This window comes from Pelomonas lactea, from assembly GCF_043555885.1.
GTDB classification, from domain to species: domain Bacteria; phylum Pseudomonadota; class Gammaproteobacteria; order Burkholderiales; family Burkholderiaceae_C; genus Pelomonas; species Pelomonas lactea.
Window position 1 is genome coordinate 35263 of record NZ_JBIGHX010000003.1, and the last position, 17079, is coordinate 52341.

14 protein-coding genes are annotated in these 17079 nt (G+C 69.0%); 10 read left to right on the forward strand and 4 right to left on the reverse strand.

Features of this window, described 5'->3' with window-relative positions; all coding sequences use genetic code 11:
* The first annotated feature begins 23 nt into the window (after positions 1-23).
* The 10 genes from ACG04Q_RS08755 (at position 24) to acpS (ending at position 9328) form a co-directional block, all read left to right on the forward strand.
* Positions 24-1493 (forward strand): DegQ family serine endoprotease, encoded by a 1470-nt coding sequence (locus ACG04Q_RS08755; RefSeq protein ID WP_394510521.1) that lies wholly within the window; start codon positions 24-26, stop codon positions 1491-1493.
* Positions 1494-2004: 511 nt separating this feature from the next.
* The gene (gene lepA / locus ACG04Q_RS08760; protein ID WP_394510522.1) at positions 2005-3813 is read left to right on the forward strand and encodes a translation elongation factor 4; all 1809 of its coding nucleotides are present in this window, start codon (positions 2005-2007) and stop codon (positions 3811-3813) included.
* Between the two features lie 40 nt (positions 3814-3853).
* Entirely contained in the window at positions 3854-4831 is a 978-nt protein-coding gene (lepB, locus tag ACG04Q_RS08765; RefSeq protein WP_394510523.1) for a signal peptidase I, read from the forward strand.
* Between the two features lie 62 nt (positions 4832-4893).
* A complete protein-coding gene (locus ACG04Q_RS08770) occupies positions 4894-5226 on the forward strand; it encodes a DUF4845 domain-containing protein (protein WP_394510524.1) in 333 nt (110 codons plus the stop codon).
* A 25-nt stretch (positions 5227-5251) separates the two neighbouring features.
* The gene (gene rnc / locus ACG04Q_RS08775) at positions 5252-5947 is read left to right on the forward strand and encodes a ribonuclease III (RefSeq protein WP_394510525.1); all 696 of its coding nucleotides are present in this window, start codon (positions 5252-5254) and stop codon (positions 5945-5947) included.
* Complete coding sequence (era, locus tag ACG04Q_RS08780; RefSeq protein WP_394510526.1) at positions 5944-6855, forward strand: GTPase Era; 912 nt, start codon at positions 5944-5946, stop codon at positions 6853-6855. Before rnc ends, era begins: the two co-directional genes overlap by 4 nt.
* Positions 6856-6857: 2 nt before the next feature.
* Complete coding sequence (gene recO / locus ACG04Q_RS08785) at positions 6858-7604, forward strand: DNA repair protein RecO (RefSeq protein WP_394510527.1); 747 nt, start codon at positions 6858-6860, stop codon at positions 7602-7604.
* Positions 7605-7680: 76 nt separating this feature from the next.
* Positions 7681-8448: a pyridoxine 5'-phosphate synthase gene (locus ACG04Q_RS08790; protein ID WP_394510528.1), complete on the forward strand. Its 768-nt coding sequence runs from the start codon at positions 7681-7683 to the stop codon at positions 8446-8448.
* Complete coding sequence (locus tag ACG04Q_RS08795) at positions 8445-8939, forward strand: GNAT family N-acetyltransferase (protein WP_394510529.1); 495 nt, start codon at positions 8445-8447, stop codon at positions 8937-8939. Before ACG04Q_RS08790 ends, ACG04Q_RS08795 begins: the two co-directional genes overlap by 4 nt.
* Entirely contained in the window at positions 8936-9328 is a 393-nt protein-coding gene (gene acpS / locus ACG04Q_RS08800) for a holo-ACP synthase (RefSeq protein ID WP_394510530.1), read from the forward strand. Before ACG04Q_RS08795 ends, acpS begins: the two co-directional genes overlap by 4 nt.
* An 8-nt stretch (positions 9329-9336) precedes the next feature.
* Here the strand turns inward: acpS and ACG04Q_RS08805 are convergent, their stop codons facing one another.
* The 4 genes from ACG04Q_RS08805 to ACG04Q_RS08820 form a co-directional block, all read right to left on the reverse strand.
* The gene (locus ACG04Q_RS08805) at positions 9337-10293 is read right to left on the reverse strand and encodes a hypothetical protein (protein ID WP_394510531.1); all 957 of its coding nucleotides are present in this window, start codon (positions 10291-10293) and stop codon (positions 9337-9339) included.
* 41 nt (positions 10294-10334) lie between these two features.
* Positions 10335-12047 (reverse strand): COG3904 family protein, encoded by a 1713-nt coding sequence (locus ACG04Q_RS08810; RefSeq protein WP_394510532.1) that lies wholly within the window; start codon positions 12045-12047, stop codon positions 10335-10337.
* Positions 12048-12174: 127 nt separating this feature from the next.
* Positions 12175-13731 (reverse strand): POT-type proton-dependent oligopeptide transporter, encoded by a 1557-nt coding sequence (locus ACG04Q_RS08815; protein WP_394510533.1) that lies wholly within the window; start codon positions 13729-13731, stop codon positions 12175-12177.
* Positions 13732-13823: 92 nt separating this feature from the next.
* On the reverse strand, positions 13824-16766 hold the full coding sequence (locus ACG04Q_RS08820) for an Rne/Rng family ribonuclease (protein WP_394510534.1): 2943 nt from the start codon (positions 16764-16766) through the stop codon (positions 13824-13826).
* Positions 16767-17079: the final 313 nt, after the last annotated feature.

Sequence of the window (17079 nt, forward strand, 5' to 3'; positions counted from 1 at the left end):
CGCCGAACCTGGAACCTTTGTCTATGCACGCTGTGAACCGTCCCTCCTCCTCGCGCCAGCGCCTGCTGCTGTCGGGCGCCGCGCTGGCCCTCGCGCTCGCCTTCGGCGCCGCACCGAGCGTTGCGCAGTCCCGCGAGCTGCCCGACTTCAGCGAGCTGGTCGAGCGCGTCGGGCCCGCGGTCGTCAACATCCGCACGGCCGAGAAGGTCAAACCGGCCGAGAACCAGGCGCAGATGGACGAGCAGATGCAGGAGTTCTTCCGCCGCTTCGGCATTCCCGTGCCCAACCAGCGCCGCGGTGCACCGCGCGGCGGCACGCCCGACGATGACGGCCCGATGCGCCGTGGTGTCGGCTCCGGCTTCATCCTCAGCGCTGACGGCTATGTGCTGACCAACGCTCACGTCGTGCAGGGCGCCGACGAGGTCATCGTCACGCTGACCGACAAGCGCGAGCTCAAGGCCAAGCTCATCGGCGCCGACCAGCGCTCCGACGTGGCCGTCGTCAAGGTCGAGGCCGCCGGGCTGCCGGTCGTCAAGGTGGGCGACAGCAACAAGGCCAAGGTGGGCGAGTGGGTCATGGCCATCGGTTCGCCGTTCGGCCTGGAGAACACCGTCACCGCCGGCATCATCAGCGCCAAGCAGCGCGACACCGGCGAACTGCTGCCGCTGATCCAGACCGACGTGGCCATCAACCCCGGCAACTCCGGCGGCCCGCTGGTGAACATGCGCGGCGAGGTCATCGGCATCAACTCGCAGATCTACAGCCAGAACGGCGGCTACATGGGCATCTCGTTCGCGATCCCCATCGCCGATGCGATCCGCGTGGCCGACGAACTGCGCGCCGGCGGCCGCGTCGTGCGCGGCTACCTGGGCGTGCTGCCCGACGACATCACCAAGGAGATCGCCGAGGCCATCGGCCTGGGCAAGCCGCAGGGCGCCGTCATCCGCTCGGTGATCGCCGGCAGCCCGGCCGAGAAGGCGGGCCTGGAGGGCGGCGACGTCGTCACCAAGGTGGATGGCAAGACGGTGGAGAAGGCCGCCGACCTGCGCCGCCTGGTGGCCAACGTGAAGCCCGGCGCCAAGACCACGCTGACCGTGTTCCGCCGTGGCGCGAGCAAGGACATCGTCGTCACCATCGGCGAGGATGAGCGCAGCAAGAAGCCGGGCAGCTCGGGCGATGAAGGCAGCCAGGACGCCCCCCCCGCGGCCGCGCCCAGCGCGGCGCTGGGCCTGAAGGTGTCCGAGCTGACCGACGCCCAGCGCAAGGAGCTCAAGCTCAAGGCGGGCGTGAAGGTCGACAACAGCACTGGCGCCGCGGCGCGTGCGGGCCTGCGCGAGGGCGACATCATCCTGGCGATCGACAACGTCGAGGTGACCTCGGTCAAGGCCTTCCAGGCGCAGATCGCCAAGGCCGACAAGAGCAAGGCCATGAACCTGCTGGTGCGCCGCGAGGACATCACCAGCTTCGTGCTGCTCAAGCCGGTGAAGCCCTGACGGAAAACTGCGCCGGCCGCTCGGGCTTTCCGCGATGCGGCAAGCGTTGCGCGGGACGGCCGGGCAGGTTGTCCACCGTTCCGGAAAGTTGGCGCCGGCTAACTTTGGCGCGTGGGCGGAGGATTGTTCGCGCCGGCCGCTAAAATCTGCGCCAGACGTGCCCCTGAAATGGTCTCCGCCCGTGCAATCGTGGGCTGCCGGCAACGCCGGAATTTGATCCACAGGCCATCCACAAGAACTTGTGGATAAGTTGTGGATGAAAATCCTTGTTGGCAGCCTGCAACGGCCGGACAACCAATGCTGGTGCGGTTTCCCGGCCGACCCTTTTGGCTACAATGGAAGCCCAACAAGCAGTTGCCATACCTTTTGTTGGAAGGCGCGTCACCTCTTCGACGTGCCTTTTTTTTGTTTACGGCACGGCCCTGGCGGGTCTTCACATCGCTGCGCGATATGAGCCTCCCACGCAACGGCGATGCCGTTGTGACTTCAGTCCTCGCGCGCCGCAGTCAGCATGAACCACATCCGCAACTTCTCCATCATTGCCCACATCGACCACGGCAAGAGCACGCTGGCCGACCGCATCATCCAGCGCTGCGGAGGGCTGTCTGATCGAGAGATGGAAGCGCAGGTGCTGGACTCCATGGACCTGGAGCGCGAGCGCGGCATCACGATCAAGGCGCAGACCGCGGCGCTGCAGTACAAGGCCCAGGACGGCCAGGTCTACAACCTCAACCTCATCGACACGCCGGGGCACGTGGACTTCTCGTATGAGGTGAGCCGCTCGCTGTCGGCCTGCGAAGGCGCGCTGCTGGTGGTGGACGCATCGCAGGGTGTCGAAGCGCAGACGGTGGCCAACTGCTACACGGCGCTGGACCTGGGCGTCGAGGTCGTGCCGGTGCTGAACAAGATGGACCTGCCGTCCGCCGACCCGGACAACGCCAAGGCCGAGATCGAGGACGTCATCGGCATCGACGCCGACGACGCCATTCCCTGCTCGGCCAAGACCGGCATGGGCATCGACGAGATCCTGGAAGCCGTCATCGCCAAGATGCCGCCGCCCAAGGGCAATCCGGAAGGTCCGCCGCGGGCCATGATCATCGACGCCTGGTTCGACAACTACGTCGGCGTCGTCATGCTGGTGCGCGTGGTCGACGGCGAGCTGCGCAAGAGCGAGCGCATCCGCATGATGGCGACCAACTCGGTCTACCCCATCGAGCACCTGGGCGTGTTCACGCCCAAGAGCGAGAACCGCGAGGCCCTCAAGGCGGGTGAGGTGGGCTTCATCATCTGCGGCATCAAGGAGCTGGCCGCCGCCAAGGTGGGCGACACCGTCACGCTCGAAAAGAAGCTGCCCAACAACGCCGGCCCCGCGACCGAGGCGCTGCCTGGCTTCAAGGAAATCCAGCCGCAGGTGTTCGCGGGCCTGTACCCGACCGAGGCCAGCGAGTACGACCAACTGCGCGACGCGCTGGAGAAGCTGTGCCTGAACGACGCATCCATCCGCTATGAGCCGGAAGTCAGCCAGGCGCTGGGCTTCGGCTTCCGTGTCGGCTTCCTGGGCCTGCTTCACATGGAGATCGTGCAGGAGCGCCTGGAGCGCGAGTTCGACCAGGACCTCGTGACCACCGCGCCCAGCGTCATCTACGAGGTGGAGCTGAACGACGGCGAGGTCATCCAGGTCGAGAACCCGTCCAAGATGCCCGACGTGGGCCGCATCCGCGAGATCCGCGAGCCCATCGTGACCGTGCACCTGTACATGCCGCAGGACTACGTCGGCGTCGTCATGACGCTGGCCAACCAGAAGCGCGGCGTGCAGCTCAACATGGCCTACCACGGCAAGCAGGTCATGCTGACCTACGAGATCCCGCTGGCCGAGATCGTGCTGGACTTCTTCGACAAGCTCAAATCCGCCTCGCGCGGCTATGCCTCCATGGACTACGAGTTCAAGGAGTACCGCGCCGCCGACGTCGTCAAGGTGGACATCATGATCAACGGCGACAAGGTCGACCCGCTGGCCATGATCGTGCACCGCAGCCAGAGCCAGTACCGCGGCCGCGGCGTGGCCGCCAAGATGCGCGAGCAGATCCCGCGCCAGATGTACGACGTGGCCATCCAGGCCGCCATCGGCGCGAACATCATCGCCCGCGAGAACATCAAGGCGTTGCGCAAGAACGTGCTGGCAAAATGCTACGGCGGTGACATCACCCGCAAGCGCAAGCTGCTGGAAAAGCAAAAGGCCGGCAAGAAGCGCATGAAGCAGATCGGCTCGGTCGAGGTGCCCCAAGAGGCCTTCCTCGCCATCCTGCAGGTCGACGACTGAACCCCCACGCCGAGATCTCCCCGCCTTGAAAACATCCCTGATGAGCGCCCTGACCGGTGTTTTGTACGCGGCCCTGGTGGCCTATCTCGGCGGCTGGTATGTCGGCCGCTGGAGTGGCAACTTCGCGCTGCTGCTGTTCGTGCTGACCTCCGTGACCATGCTGTACTGGCTGGCCGAGCGGTTCCACTTCGCGCCGGCTCGCCGCGCCGCAGCGCAAAACCTCGTCGACAACGACGCCAAGCGCCGCGAGACGCTGGCCGCACAAGGCATCTCCCGCGTGGACGGCGACATCGAACCCGCGCGCCAGCAGCTGCTGCAGCAGCCCTGGTGGCTGGACTGGACCGCCGGCCTGTTCCCGGTGATCCTGGTCGTGTTCCTGCTGCGCAGCTTCGTGGCCGAGCCGTTCAAGATCCCGTCCGGCTCCATGGTGCCGACGCTGCTGGTGGGTGACCTCATCCTGGTCAACAAGTTCCACTACGGCATCCGGCTGCCGGTGATCAACAAGCGCATCATCGCCAACAACGACGTCAAGCGTGGCGATGTGATGGTGTTCCGCTACCCCGAGGACACCAGCACCGACTTCATCAAGCGCGTGGCCGCCATCCCCGGCGACGAAGTGTCGTACCTCAACCAGAAGCTCTACATCAACGGCCAGGCCGCACCGGTGCAGCCTCAGGGCAACTTCTACGACGAGGATGCGCGCGTCTACCGCCAGCGCTTCCTGGAGAAGCTGGGCGACAAGGAACACCAGATCCTCGTGCAGCCCGATGCGCTGCGCATGTTCCGCCCCGACCGTGCCGACGGCCCGTTCCCGTTCCAGGAGAACTGCCGCTACACCGTCGAAGGCGTCACCTGCAAGGTGCCGGCCGGCCACTACTTCATGCTGGGTGACAACCGCGACAACTCGCGCGACTCGCGCTTCTGGGGGTTCGTGCCGGACGAGAACATCGTCGGCAAGGCCTTCATGGTGTGGATGAATTTCGGTAACCTCAAGCGCGTCTTCACCTTCTTCGATTGAAGCCTCCGATGAGCCGTTGCCGCCGTTCTCCGCCGTCGTCGCCCGCCCGCCAGCAGCGTGGGTTGACCCTGATCGGGCTGCTGTTCTGGGGCGGCGTCATCGCCGTGCTGGCGGTGGTGGCCATGAAGGTCTTCCCGACCGTGCTGGAGTACTACACCGTCAAGCGCGTCGTGAACCGCATTGCGGCGAGCAACCCTGCCACCGTGCCGGCCGCGCGCAATGACTTCGACCGCGCGACCATCACCGAATACTCCATCCAGAGCATCAAGAGCTCGGACCTCATCATCAGCAAGGATGGCAACGACAAGGTCGTCATCGAGTTCGCCTGGGACAAGGAGATCGACCTGTTCGGGCCGGTCTATCTGGTGATCAAGTACCGGGGCAAGTCAGATTGACCGTGCAGACGCTGGCGCCTCGACGATGAACGCCGCCGCTCTCGACGCCCTGCAGCACCGCCTCGGTCACCGCTTCCAGCGGCCCGAGCTGCTGGTGCGGGCCATCACTCACCGCAGCTACGGCGCCGACCACAACGAGCGCCTGGAGTTCCTCGGCGACGCCGTGCTGAGCCTGGCCGTGTCCAGCCTGCTGTACGAGCGCTACGCCGGCTCCGACGAGGGCGACCTGACCCGCGTGCGCGCCCATCTGGTGCGCGAGGACAGCCTGCACAAGCTGGGCCTGGCGCTGGGCCTGCCGGCCGTGCTGAAGATGTCCGACGGCGAGGCCCGCGGTGGCGGTGCGCAGCGGCCGTCGATCCTGGCCGACGCCGTCGAGGCCGTGCTGGGCGCGGCCTACATGGACGCCGGCTACGACGCCGCGCTGGCCATCGTGCGCCGGCTGCTGGGCGAGACCATCGCCACGTCGGCGAGCGCCGGCGACTTCGGCAAGGACGCCAAGACCGCGCTGCAGGAATGGCTGCAGGCTCGCCGCATCGCCGTGCCCAGCTACCGCATCGTCGCCACGCGCGGCCAGGCCCATGCGCAGACCTTCGAGGTCGAATGCGCCGTGCCGGCGCTGGACGTGGCCGAACTGGGCGAGGGCCGCTCGCGCCGCACCGCCGAACAGGAAGCGGCACGGCGCTTGCTGGACAGACTTACCGCCGAACGAGGCAAATCATGACCGAGACCACCAAGCCTGAAACCGACGTCCCGCAGCGCTGTGGCCTCATCGCCATCGTCGGCCGCCCCAACGTCGGCAAGTCCACGCTGCTGAACGCCCTCGTGGGCCAGAAGGTCAGCATCACGTCCGACAAGGCGCAGACGACGCGTCACCGCATCACCGGCGTGCGCACCGTCGACGAGGCGCAGTTCGTGTTCGTCGACACGCCCGGCTTCCAGACCAAGCACAACGCCGCGCTGAACCGCACGCTGAACCGCACCGTGCACGGCGTGCTGGCCGACGTCGACCTGGTGCTGTTCGTCGTCGAGGCGGGCCGCTTCGGCCTGGACGATGCCAAGGTGCTGGGTCTGCTGCCCGAGGACAAGCCGGTCGTGCTGATCGCCAACAAGCTCGACGCCGTGCACCGCCGCGCCGAGCTGGCGCCGTGGCTCAAGGGCATGCAGGAGCGCCGCAACTTCGCCGAGTTCGTGCCGCTGTCGGCCAAGAAGGAGGCCGACGTCACGCGCCTGTTCAAGATCCTCAAGCCCTACCTGCCCGAGCAGGGCTGGTTCTACGACGAAGACGCGCTGACCGACCGCAGCGAGAAGTTCCTGGCCAGCGAAATCATCCGCGAGAAGCTGTTCCGCCTGACCGGCGACGAGCTGCCCTACACCTCTACCGTCGTCATCGACAAGTGGGAAGACGAGGGCGAGCTGCGCCGTATCAGCGCCAGCATCGTCGTCGAGCGCGACGCCCACAAGGGCATGATCATCGGCCAGGGCGGCGAGCGGCTGAAGCGCATCGGCTCCGAGTCGCGCCAGGAGCTGGAGCACCTGATGGACGGCCGCGTGTTCCTGGAGCTGTGGGTCAAGGTGCGCTCGGGCTGGGCGGATACCGAAGAGCATCTGCGCTCCTACGGCTACGAGTGACCGTGAGCCGCGCACCGTCGGTGCAGCCGGCCTACGTGCTGCACCAGCACGACTGGAGCGAGTCCAGCCTCATCCTGGACCTGTTCACGCGCGAATCCGGCCGGCTGGCCGTTGCCGCCAAGGGCGCCAAGCGGCCGTACTCCCAGCTGCGCGCCGTGCTGCTGCCGCTGCAGCGCATCTCGGTCTCCCTCAGCAAGCCGGCCAAGGCCGATGGCGGCGAGGTGCAGACGCTGCGCAGCGCCGAGTGGGGTGGTGGCGCGACGCTGCCATCCGGCGCGGCGCTGTTCTCCGGCTACTACCTGAACGAGCTGCTGCTGAAGCTGCTGGCCCGGCACGACCCGCATCCGCAGCTGTTCGATGCCTACGGCGACACGCTGGCCCACCTGACCGAAGGCGACGCGGCGCTGCGCGCGTTCGAGCTCAGGCTGCTGGCGGAACTGGGGCTGCTGCCCGACCTCAGCGTCGTCACGCCCACGCAGACTCATGTCGACCCCGAGCGCCGCTACCAGCTGTCGCCCGAGTCCGGCGTCATCCCGCCCACCAGCGATGCGCAGCTGCCGGGCCTGCTGCTGATCCAGCTGCAGGCGGCGCTGCTGCACGGCAGCCAGGCCGCGCTGCGCCAGGCCTGTGCGGCGGCGCCGTCGGCGCTGAAGACGACGCTGCGCGGACTGCTCCACTACCATCTCGGCCATCAGCCGCTGCGCACCCGTGCGCTGCTGGTCGACGTCCAGAACCTGCTCGAAACATGAGAGCCCACAAGCCCGTGTCACGTGTGGCCACCCGAAGGGGGGCGCGCGTGGCTTCGGGCGGCCGGGCGCCACGCCCATGAATCCTCTCGCCCACGCTGGCGCGCGCTGCGCGCTGTCCGTCAACGTCAACAAGGTCGCGCTGCTGCGCAACACCCGTCACCTGGGCATCCCCAGCGTGCTGCGGGCGGCCGAGCAGTGCCTGCTGGCCGGCGCGCAAGGCATCACCGTGCATCCGCGGCCGGATGCGCGCCACATCCGCGCCAGCGACGTCGACGACCTGGCCGCCTTCCTGAAGGACTGGCCGCAGGCCGAGTTCAACATCGAGGGCAACCCGACGCAGAACCTGATGGACTTCGTGCGCCGGCACCGGCCGCACCAGGTCACCTTCGTGCCCGACTCGGAGGATCAGTTCACGTCCGACCACGGCTGGACGCTGCCTCAGGATGCGGAGCGCCTGAAGCCGCTGATCCAGGAGGCGCAGGACCTGGGCGTGCGCGTCAGCCTGTTCATGGACCCCAACCCGGCCGCGATGGCCGCCGTGGCCGAACTGGGTGCGGAGCGCATCGAGCTCTACACCGAGACCTTCGCCAGCGCGTTCGGCACCGAGCGGCAGGACGCCGTGCTGGCCGGCTTCACGGCCACCGCCGAAGCGGCGCTGAAGGTGGGCTTGGGGCTGAACGCCGGCCATGACCTGAACCGCGACAACTTGAGCCTGTTCCTGCGCCATGTGCCGGGCGTGCAGGAGGCGTCCATCGGCCACGCGCTGATCGCCGACGCGCTGGAGCTGGGCTATGCGGAGACGGTGCGCGCCTACCTGCGCGTCATCGCGACCGCCTACGCATGACGCTGCGCCGCGCCCGCGCGGACGACGCGCCGCGCCTGGCCGCGCTGGCGCGCTGGGTGTGGCTGGACAGCTATGCCACCGACGGCGTCGAGCTGCGCTTCCTGGCCTACCTGGACGAGACCTTCACGCCGGCGGTCTTCGAGCGGGCGATCAACGACCCGCTGCAGGCGCTGTGGTTGCTGGAGGAGGGGGCGGCGCTGCAGGGCTTCGCCCAGGCCCAGCGCGGCGCGCCTGCGCCGGTGTCGACCGGATCTGAGGTTGAGCTGACCCGGCTGTACGTCGCACCGCCCTGCACGGGCCGCGGGCTCGGCGCGCGGCTGCTGCAGGCCGCCCGCGAGACCTGGCCTGGTGAAGGACTGTGGCTCAGCGTCTGGGTCGGCAACGAAGGGGCGCTGCGTTTCTACGCGCGTGAAGGCGGCCGCCATATGGGCCAGACGCAGTTCATGCTCGATGGCCAGGCCATCGCCAACGAGGTGATCGCCTTCCCATGATCTACGGCATCGGTACCGACATCTGCGACATCCGCCGCGTTCGCGAGACGCTGGCCCGGCGTGGCGAGCGCTTCGCCGAGAAGGTGCTGGGCCCGCACGAGATGGCCGTGTTCCGCGAGCGCCACGCCAAGGTGGCGGCGCGCGGCGTGGCCTATCTGGCCACGCGCTTCGCGGCCAAGGAGGCGTTCTCCAAGGCCATCGGGATGGGCATGCGCATGCCGATGACCTGGCGCGCGATGGAGGTCGTCAAGGCGCGCAGCGGCAAGCCCGAGGTGGCGCTGCACGGCGAGCTGGCCGAATGGTTCGCCGCGCAGGGCCTGAGCGCCCATGTGACGGTCAGCGACGAGCAGGACTACGCCGTCGCCTTCGTCGTCGTCGAGCGCGCCTGAGCCGGGGCTCAGCGCTTGGCTGCCACGGGCTTCAGGCTCTCGCCGCGACCCTTCATCGTCATGTCCATGTCCATGCGGACGACGTCGCCGTTGGGGGCGTTGATGGTCATCTGCGTCTGCAGGGTCATGTCGCTCGTCAGCGCCAGCCGGTCGGCCAGCCGCATCGAGAACTTGCCCTGGCCGCCGCCCTGGGCGGCCATGTTCACCGGGCCGGCCGCCGGGGCCGACGCGCCGGCCGGCGGGGTGACCGAGGCGTTCATGTCCAGCGTCACGCCCGCGTCGAAGTAGGCGATGCCCTTGTCGAGGCGGGTCAGCGTGTAGCGCATCTGGCCGTTGAGCTGGCCGCCGTTGGGGCCCGGGCCGGGCATCGGCAGCACGGCGTCCAGCGGCATCTCGAAGCTCTCGCCGACGACCAGCTTTTTGCCGCGCATCGCCTTCGTCATGCCCAGCAACTGGTTCATCAGGTTGCTCATCATGGGCTTCATCTGCTCGTCCAGCGGCTGCTGGCCCTGGAGGCTGTCCAGCTCGAAGCGCAAGTCCTGCGGCTGCAGGCGTGCCGTGATCGTCATGCTGCCGGTCTTGGCGGCCGGAATGGGCACCGGCACGCCGGTGGCGGTGGTCATCGACAGGTCCATCGTGCGATGGTCCAGCGTCAGCGGCATCCAGCCGTCGGCCTTGAGCGCGCCGGTGCGCAGCGTCTGCTGCAGGCGCATCTTCATCGTCATGGGCATGGCCGCCTGGGCCTGCTGGGCCCGCGCCTTCTCCTCGTCGGTGGCGTCGGCGCGTGGTTCGATGCGCATGGTCATCAGCGCCTGCATGTCCATGGTCTGGCGCTGGTGCTGGTTGGGGCGCGGCGTCATGTCCATCAGCGGCGGCTCGGCTGCCGGCTTGGCGGCCAGCGCGGCGCCGGTCAGCAGGCCCAGAACAAGGCCGGCGAGGCGGGGGCGGAACAGGGGCAGGGTCACGGGGAACTCCAGGAACGGGTGAGGGGGCGGGGCAGGTCGGTTCAGCGGCGCGGGTGGAGGGCCAGGCGCTCGGCCAGGTCGCGCCGCGCCGGCGTCTGGGCGGCGAAGCGGTCCAGCATCGCGATGACGGGCTCGCAGGCGGCGCCGCTGCCGGCCGCCGTGTCGGGAATGTCGGCCCACAGCTGCGACAGCATGCCCAGTGACGCCGAGCCCACCGTGCGGCTGACGACCTCCACCTCGATGGCGCTGGGCGGCTTGGGCAGCCAGCGTGGCGGCGCGCTCTGGGCGGCATCCAGCAGCCACTGCGCCTCGCGGGCCTGCAGTTCCACGGGCAGTTGCTTGCGTGCGGCCAGGCGGCCGTCCAGCAGGTCGCGGCATGCGGGCCGCTCGCCGGGGCGGGCGGGCGTGCGCAGCGCGCGCAGCTGGTCGGCCACCAGCGACACATAGCGGCGGCGCAGGATGGGGTCGGTGCCGCCCAGCAACTCGGGCATCTGCTTGGCCAGCGGCCGCAGCGCGGCGGCCTGCACGTCCTCGTCGCTGGCGCCGGCCGTGCGCGCGGCCGACATGGCCTGCCTGACGGCGTCGATGGTGCCCAGCGTGCGCCGCTCCAGCGCCTCCCAGACGGGGTGCATGCGCAGCGCGTCGTCGATGTCGGCACGCACGGCGGGCGTGCCGACGGGCGGCAACGGGATCGCCAGCGTCTGCGGCGACGGTGCGATCAGCTGGTAGGCCACCAGGTCCTTGCGCGGCACGAACCACATGCCGCGCGACGGCGTGTCCAGCGTCTTGTCGATCATGGCCTCGGGCAGGCCCAGCTCGCGGTAGCTCTTGGCGAGTTCCTGGTTGGCCAGCTCCTCGAACACCGGGTTGTAGGTGCCGGTGGACGCGCGGTGAAAGCCCAGTTGGCCCTCTGGCGCGAGGTGGCGCGGGCTGCCGCCCAGGAACACCAGCGTGCAGGCGCTGGCACAGGTGCCGACGGCGCGGGCGCCGTGACCATGCTTCTTCAGCGCGCTGGCCATGCGCTCGGCCTCGCGCACTCGGCCGCCGGGCGACACCAGTTCCACGCGCTTGATGCCGCGCGCTGCGTCGCTGGCCAGCAGCGCGCGCAGCCGCTCGCCGTCGCCCATGCCGATGACGCCTTCCAGGCGCACGCTGCGGCCGTCGGCGGAAAGGCTCATCGTGGCCTGGCCCAGCGGGTCGACACCGCGTGCCATCTGCCAGAACTCGCCCAGGTTGGGCAGCAGTCCCAGCAGCACCGACAGCGCCAGTTGCAGCGCGCCCAGCGCCAGCGTGCCGCGCGCCAGCCAGCCCCACAGTTTGGAGCCCTGCTCGCTCAGGTAGTGCGTGGCGGCCCGCCAGGCGCCCACCAGGCACCAGATGTTCAGCGCCACCAGCAGCGGCATGCCCACCAGCACGGTGATGGCGCTCACCTGCAGGGAGTCGCCCTTGACGCTGATCCAGCTCATCAGCCCCGTCAGCGCGAACGCGAACGGCGTGGCCAGCAGCACGTTGTTGACCCAGTAGCTGCGCGCCAGGCTGAGTTCGCCGCGCCAGTGCCGCGTGAAGTAGCCCGAGGCCGTCGGCGCCGGGGGCTGAACGCGCGGCCGCTGCGGCCGCGCTGGGGGCGTCGAGCCGCTGTGCTGGCGCCTGGAGGCCTGCTGCCAGGCCGGCGTCTCCTGCGGGGCCTGTGGGCGCGGGTTGGCGTCGACCGTGGTCGGGTCGACGTAGGGGCGGTGGGGGCGGGCGTCGGTCATGGGCGTGGCGGCGGTCGTGCAGGCGCCAGAAACGGCGATGCCGCCGGGCCTGGAGCGCGGCGGCATCGTAGGGGCGCAGGCGCCGTCGCGGCGCGTGGCCCGCTTGGGTAATTTCACCCGTGCGGCGTCAGCCGCGGTAGTTGTCCTGCATCGGGTAGCGCCGCGCGACGAGTGCAAACAGCAGCGCCGCCACCAGCGCGAAGGCGGCGAAGAAGAACATCAGGCAGGCCGTCTCGCTGTAGCCGGTGGACTTGATCGCGGCCAGCGCACCGGGGCTCTTCACGCTGACGTTGGACAGCAGCACCCACAGGTTGCCTACCGTCACCGACAGGTTCCAGAAGCTCATGATGGTGCCCTTCATGGACAGCGGCGCCTGGCTGTAGGCGAACTCCAGCCCGGTGGCCGACACCAGCACCTCGCCCAGCGTCAGCAGCGCATAGGGCAGCATCTGCCAGACGATGCTGACGGCATCGCCGGCATCCAGCCACAGCTGCAGCACGCCGGCCACGATCCATGCGGCGCCCGCCAGCGCGATGCCCGCACCCATGCGGCGCAGTGCCGTCACGCGCAGGCCCAGGCGCTGCAGCAGCGGGTACAGCACCATGTTGTTGAACGGGATGAGGATCATCACCAGCGCCGGGTTCAGCGCCTGCATCATGGAGGACTGGAACCAGGCGGGCTTGGTCATCTGGTCGGCCTGCAGCACCCAGGTCGAGGCCTTCTGGTCGAACAGCGACCAGAACGGCGTGACCAGCGCGAACAGCACCAGCACGCGCAGCACGGCACGTACGCCGTCCACGGCTTCGTCCGGATGCACGCCGCGCGCGCGGTCCAGCTGCAGCGACGCGCCGGCGCCGCCAAAGCCCATCACCAGCACCATGGCCAGGCACACCGAGGCCACGATGCCGAGGCTGGCCATCTGGCTCAGGCTGGCGGCCGCACCCACCACACCCAGCAGCGCGACGCCCATGCCCAGGCCGCCGGACTTCAGCGCCGTCCACACCACCCACATAAAGCTGTGCGGGTTGGCGCCGCGGGGCGGCTGGTGCACGTACTGCTTGCGGCCGCTCCACAGGATCAAAGTCGCCACGCCCATCAGGATGCCGGGCACGCCGAACGCCACGCTGGCGCCGAACTGCTTGAGCAGCACCGGCATCAGCAGCGACGCGAAGAAGCTGCCGAAGTTGATGATCCAGTAGAAGGCGTCATAGACCTTCTGCGCCAGCGACTTGTTGCTCTTGTCGAACTGGTCGCCGACGAAGCTGGTCACCAGCGGCTTGATGCCGCCCGAGCCCAGCGAGATCAGGAACAGCCCGAAGTAGAAGCCGCGGATGTTGTTCTCGAAGAGGGCCAGGCAGGCATGGCCGCAGCAGTACAGCAGGCTGAGCCAGAAGATGGTGTTGTACTTGCCGAAGAAGCGGTCGGCCAGCCATCCGCCCAGCAGCGGGAAGAAGTACACGCCGATGACGAAGGTGTGGAACACCTCCTTGGCCTCGGCCTTGCGCAGGTCCTCGGGGACCGCCATCAGCAGGCTGGTCATCAGGAACACCGTCAGGATGTTGCGCATGCCGTAGAAGCTGAAGCGCTCGCATCCCTCGTTGCCGATGATGTAGGGAATCTGGGGCGGCATCTTGGCCGCAGGGCGGGCCGCGGTGGCGGCGTCGGCGGTGACTTGTGTCGTCATGACGGGGGCCTTCGGGTTGGGCTTGGACATGTGAGAACGCCGCCCGGCTTGTGACCGAGCGGCGTTCGGGGAGCGGATTCAAGCGCGCCGGATCATGCCTCGAAAGGCAGCTTCACCTGGCTCAGATCCTTGCGGGTTTCGACGAGCACCAGCGGGCCCTCGTCGATGACCACCACCGGTGCCGGCTCGCGCCCCAGCGGTGCCGGCGCGGGTTCGGCGGCGATGGCGGCCTGGGCGGCGGCGATCTTGTCGGCGTCGGAGTTGACCCACTGCAGCCCGGCGCCCTCGGCGATGGCCTGCAGTTCGCCCATCGGCAGCTTGAAGGCTTCGGCGGCCGGTGCCGGGGCTGGTTCCGGAGCCGGCGGCGGCGGGGCCACGACAGGCGCGGGTGCCGGCGTCGGCACCGTGCTGGCCATCGCGTGCTCGATCAGTGAGCCCTGCACCGGCTCGGCAGCCACAGCGGCCTCTTCGCCGGCCGGGCCTTCCTGGCCGTCGGCGACGACGTCCTCGCGGCGGTTGCGATTGCGGTTGCGGCCTCCACGGCGGCGGCTCTCGCGGCCGGGGCCTTCGCCCGCGTCATCGCCTTCGGCGACGGGGGCGGCGTCGGTCGTCGCAACGGCATCGGCCTCGGCGGTTTCGGCGGGCGCCGCTGTGCTGGCTTCGACAGCGCCTTCGGTGCCCTCGGTGCCATTGGCCTGCTCGTCACCACGATCGCGGCCACCACGGCGGCGGCGGCGGCCGCGGCCCTGGCGCTCCTCGCCCACCGGCGTGTCACCGGTCGGCGGCAGTCCGGCTTCCGCCTGGCTGTCGACGAAGGCCGGCGGCGCGTCGTGGATGGCGGCCTGGTCTTCCGTCAGCGGCGCGGCCAGCGGCAGGGCGGCCTCGACCGGCGCCTTGTCCTGGCGCTCGCCACGCGGGCGGCGCTCGCCGCGGTCACCGCGCTCGCCACGCTCCTGGCGGTCCGGGCGCTCGCCGCGCTCGGCACGTTCCGCGCGTTCGGGGCGCTGCTGTTGCTGCTCGGGCTTGTCGCCGTTCTCCTGGCGCGGCTTGCGGTCGCCGCGCTCGGCGCGGTCACCCCGTTCGGCCCGCTCGCCACGGGCTTCCTGCGGCTTGCCGTCACGGCGGCCGCCCTGGCCGCGTTGTTCGCCACGCTCGCCACGCTCGCCACGGTCACCGCGCTCGCCACGGCGGCCATCGCGGCGGCCGTCACGGCCGCCTTCGCGCTTGGGCTTGTCGGTCGCGGCTGCCGGTGCGGGCGCCGGGGCTTCCACAGCCGGCACGGGGGCCGGTGCCGGGGCGGCGCCGCCGCCGAAGAAGCTGAACAGACGGCTGAAGAAACCCTGCGGCGCGGGCGGCGGCGGGGCCACGACCGGAGCGGGTGCCGGAGGCGGCGGCGCCACGACCGGCGCCGGCGCGGCCACGGGCGCCGGCTGCTCGGGCAGGATGCCCTTGATCACCGGCTCCTGCTTGTTCTTCTTCTCGACGTCGCCACGGCGCGTGATGCCCACCTCGTCGGTCGGCTCGTCGATCATGGTGTAGCTGGCCTGCAGGTTTTCCAGACGCGGATCGTCGTGGCGCAGGCGCTCCAGCTTGTAGTTGGGCGTTTCCAGATGCTTGTTGGGCACCAGCAGCACGGTCACGCGCTGCTTGAGTTCGATCTTGGTGATCTCGGTGCGCTTCTCGTTCAGCAGGAACGAGGTGACCTCCACCGGCACCTGCACGTGCACGGCAGCGGTGTTGTCCTTCATCGCCTCTTCCTGGACCATGCGCAGGATCTGCAGCGCTGACGATTCCGTGTCGCGGATGTGGCCGGTGCCGTTGCAACGCGGGCAGGTGATGTGGTTGCCTTCGCTGAGCGCCGGGCGCAGGCGCTGGCGGCTCATCTCCAGCAGGCCGAACTTGCTGATGGAGGCGAACTGCACGCGGGCGCGGTCGCTGCGCAGCGCATCGCGCAGGCGCTGTTCCACGTCACGGCGGTTCTTGGACTCCTCCATGTCGATGAAGTCCACGACGATCAGGCCGCCCAGGTCGCGCAGGCGCATCTGGCGGGCGATTTCGTCGGCCGCTTCCAGGTTGGTGCGGGTGGCGGTTTCTTCGATGTCACCGCCGCGGGTGGCGCGGGCGGAGTTGACGTCGACCGACACGAGCGCTTCGGTGTGGTCGATGACGATGGCGCCGCCCGAGGGCAGGTTCACCGTGCGGCTGTGGGCCGTCTCGATCTGGTGCTCGATCTGGAAGCGGCTGAACAGCGGCGCGTCGTCGCGGTAGCGCTTCACGCGATGGCCCTGGTCGGGCATCACGTGGTTCATGAACTGGTGGGCCTGCTCGAACAGGTCGTCGGTGTCGATCAGGATCTCGCCGATGTCGGCGGTGAAGTAGTCGCGGATGGCGCGGATGACCAGCGACGACTCTTGGTAGATCAGGAACGCGCCCTTGCCGGCCTTCGACGCACCGTCGATGGCCGACCACAGCTTGAGCATGTAGTTCAGGTCCCACTGCAGCTCGGCGGCGGAGCGGCCGATGCCGGCAGTGCGGGCGATCAGGCTCATGCCCTTGGGGTACTCGAGCTGGTCGAGGTTTTCCTTCAGCTCTTCGCGGTCTTCGCCCTCGATGCGACGGCTCACGCCACCGCCGCGCGGGTTGTTGGGCATCAGCACCAGGTAGCGGCCGGCCAGCGAGATGAAGGTGGTGAGTGCAGCGCCCTTGTTGCCGCGCTCTTCCTTCTCCACCTGAACCAGCAGTTCCTGGCCTTCCTTGATCGCGTCTTTGATGGTCGCGTTCTTGACGTCGGTGCCCTCGCGGAAGAACTGGCGCGAGATTTCTTTGAACGGCAGGAAGCCGTGGCGGTCTTCGCCGTAGTCCACGAAGCAGGCTTCGAGCGATGGCTCGACGCGCGTTACGACGGCCTTGTAGATGTTGCCCTTACGCTGCTCGCGGCCTTCGATTTCGGTTTCGAAGTCCAGCAGCTTCTGGCCATCGACGATCGCGAGGCGCCGCTCTTCCGGCTGCGTCGCATTGATCAGCATGCGTTTCATGTCATCACTCCTTCGGCGCGTTCCGTGCGGAAACGCGCCACGTCATGCCACCCGGAGGTGGCGTTCAAGACGCACGAGCGACAGCGTGGAACCGTGGAAGGAGTGCCCTGGACCGCTCGGGTTTCTGACGGAGGTCAGACGCCGAGCAGCGTTGGCGCATGCGACCGTGCGGCCACATCGCGGGAAAGCTCTGTCTCGACCTTGCCGCGTACGAACGCGCCGGGCCGGGCGACCACCGCAGCTTCTGGCTGGGGTCGCGCCGGCGGGCGCAGCGGGTGGGGGAGGGGAGGGCTCATCCGCGAAGGACTGCTGG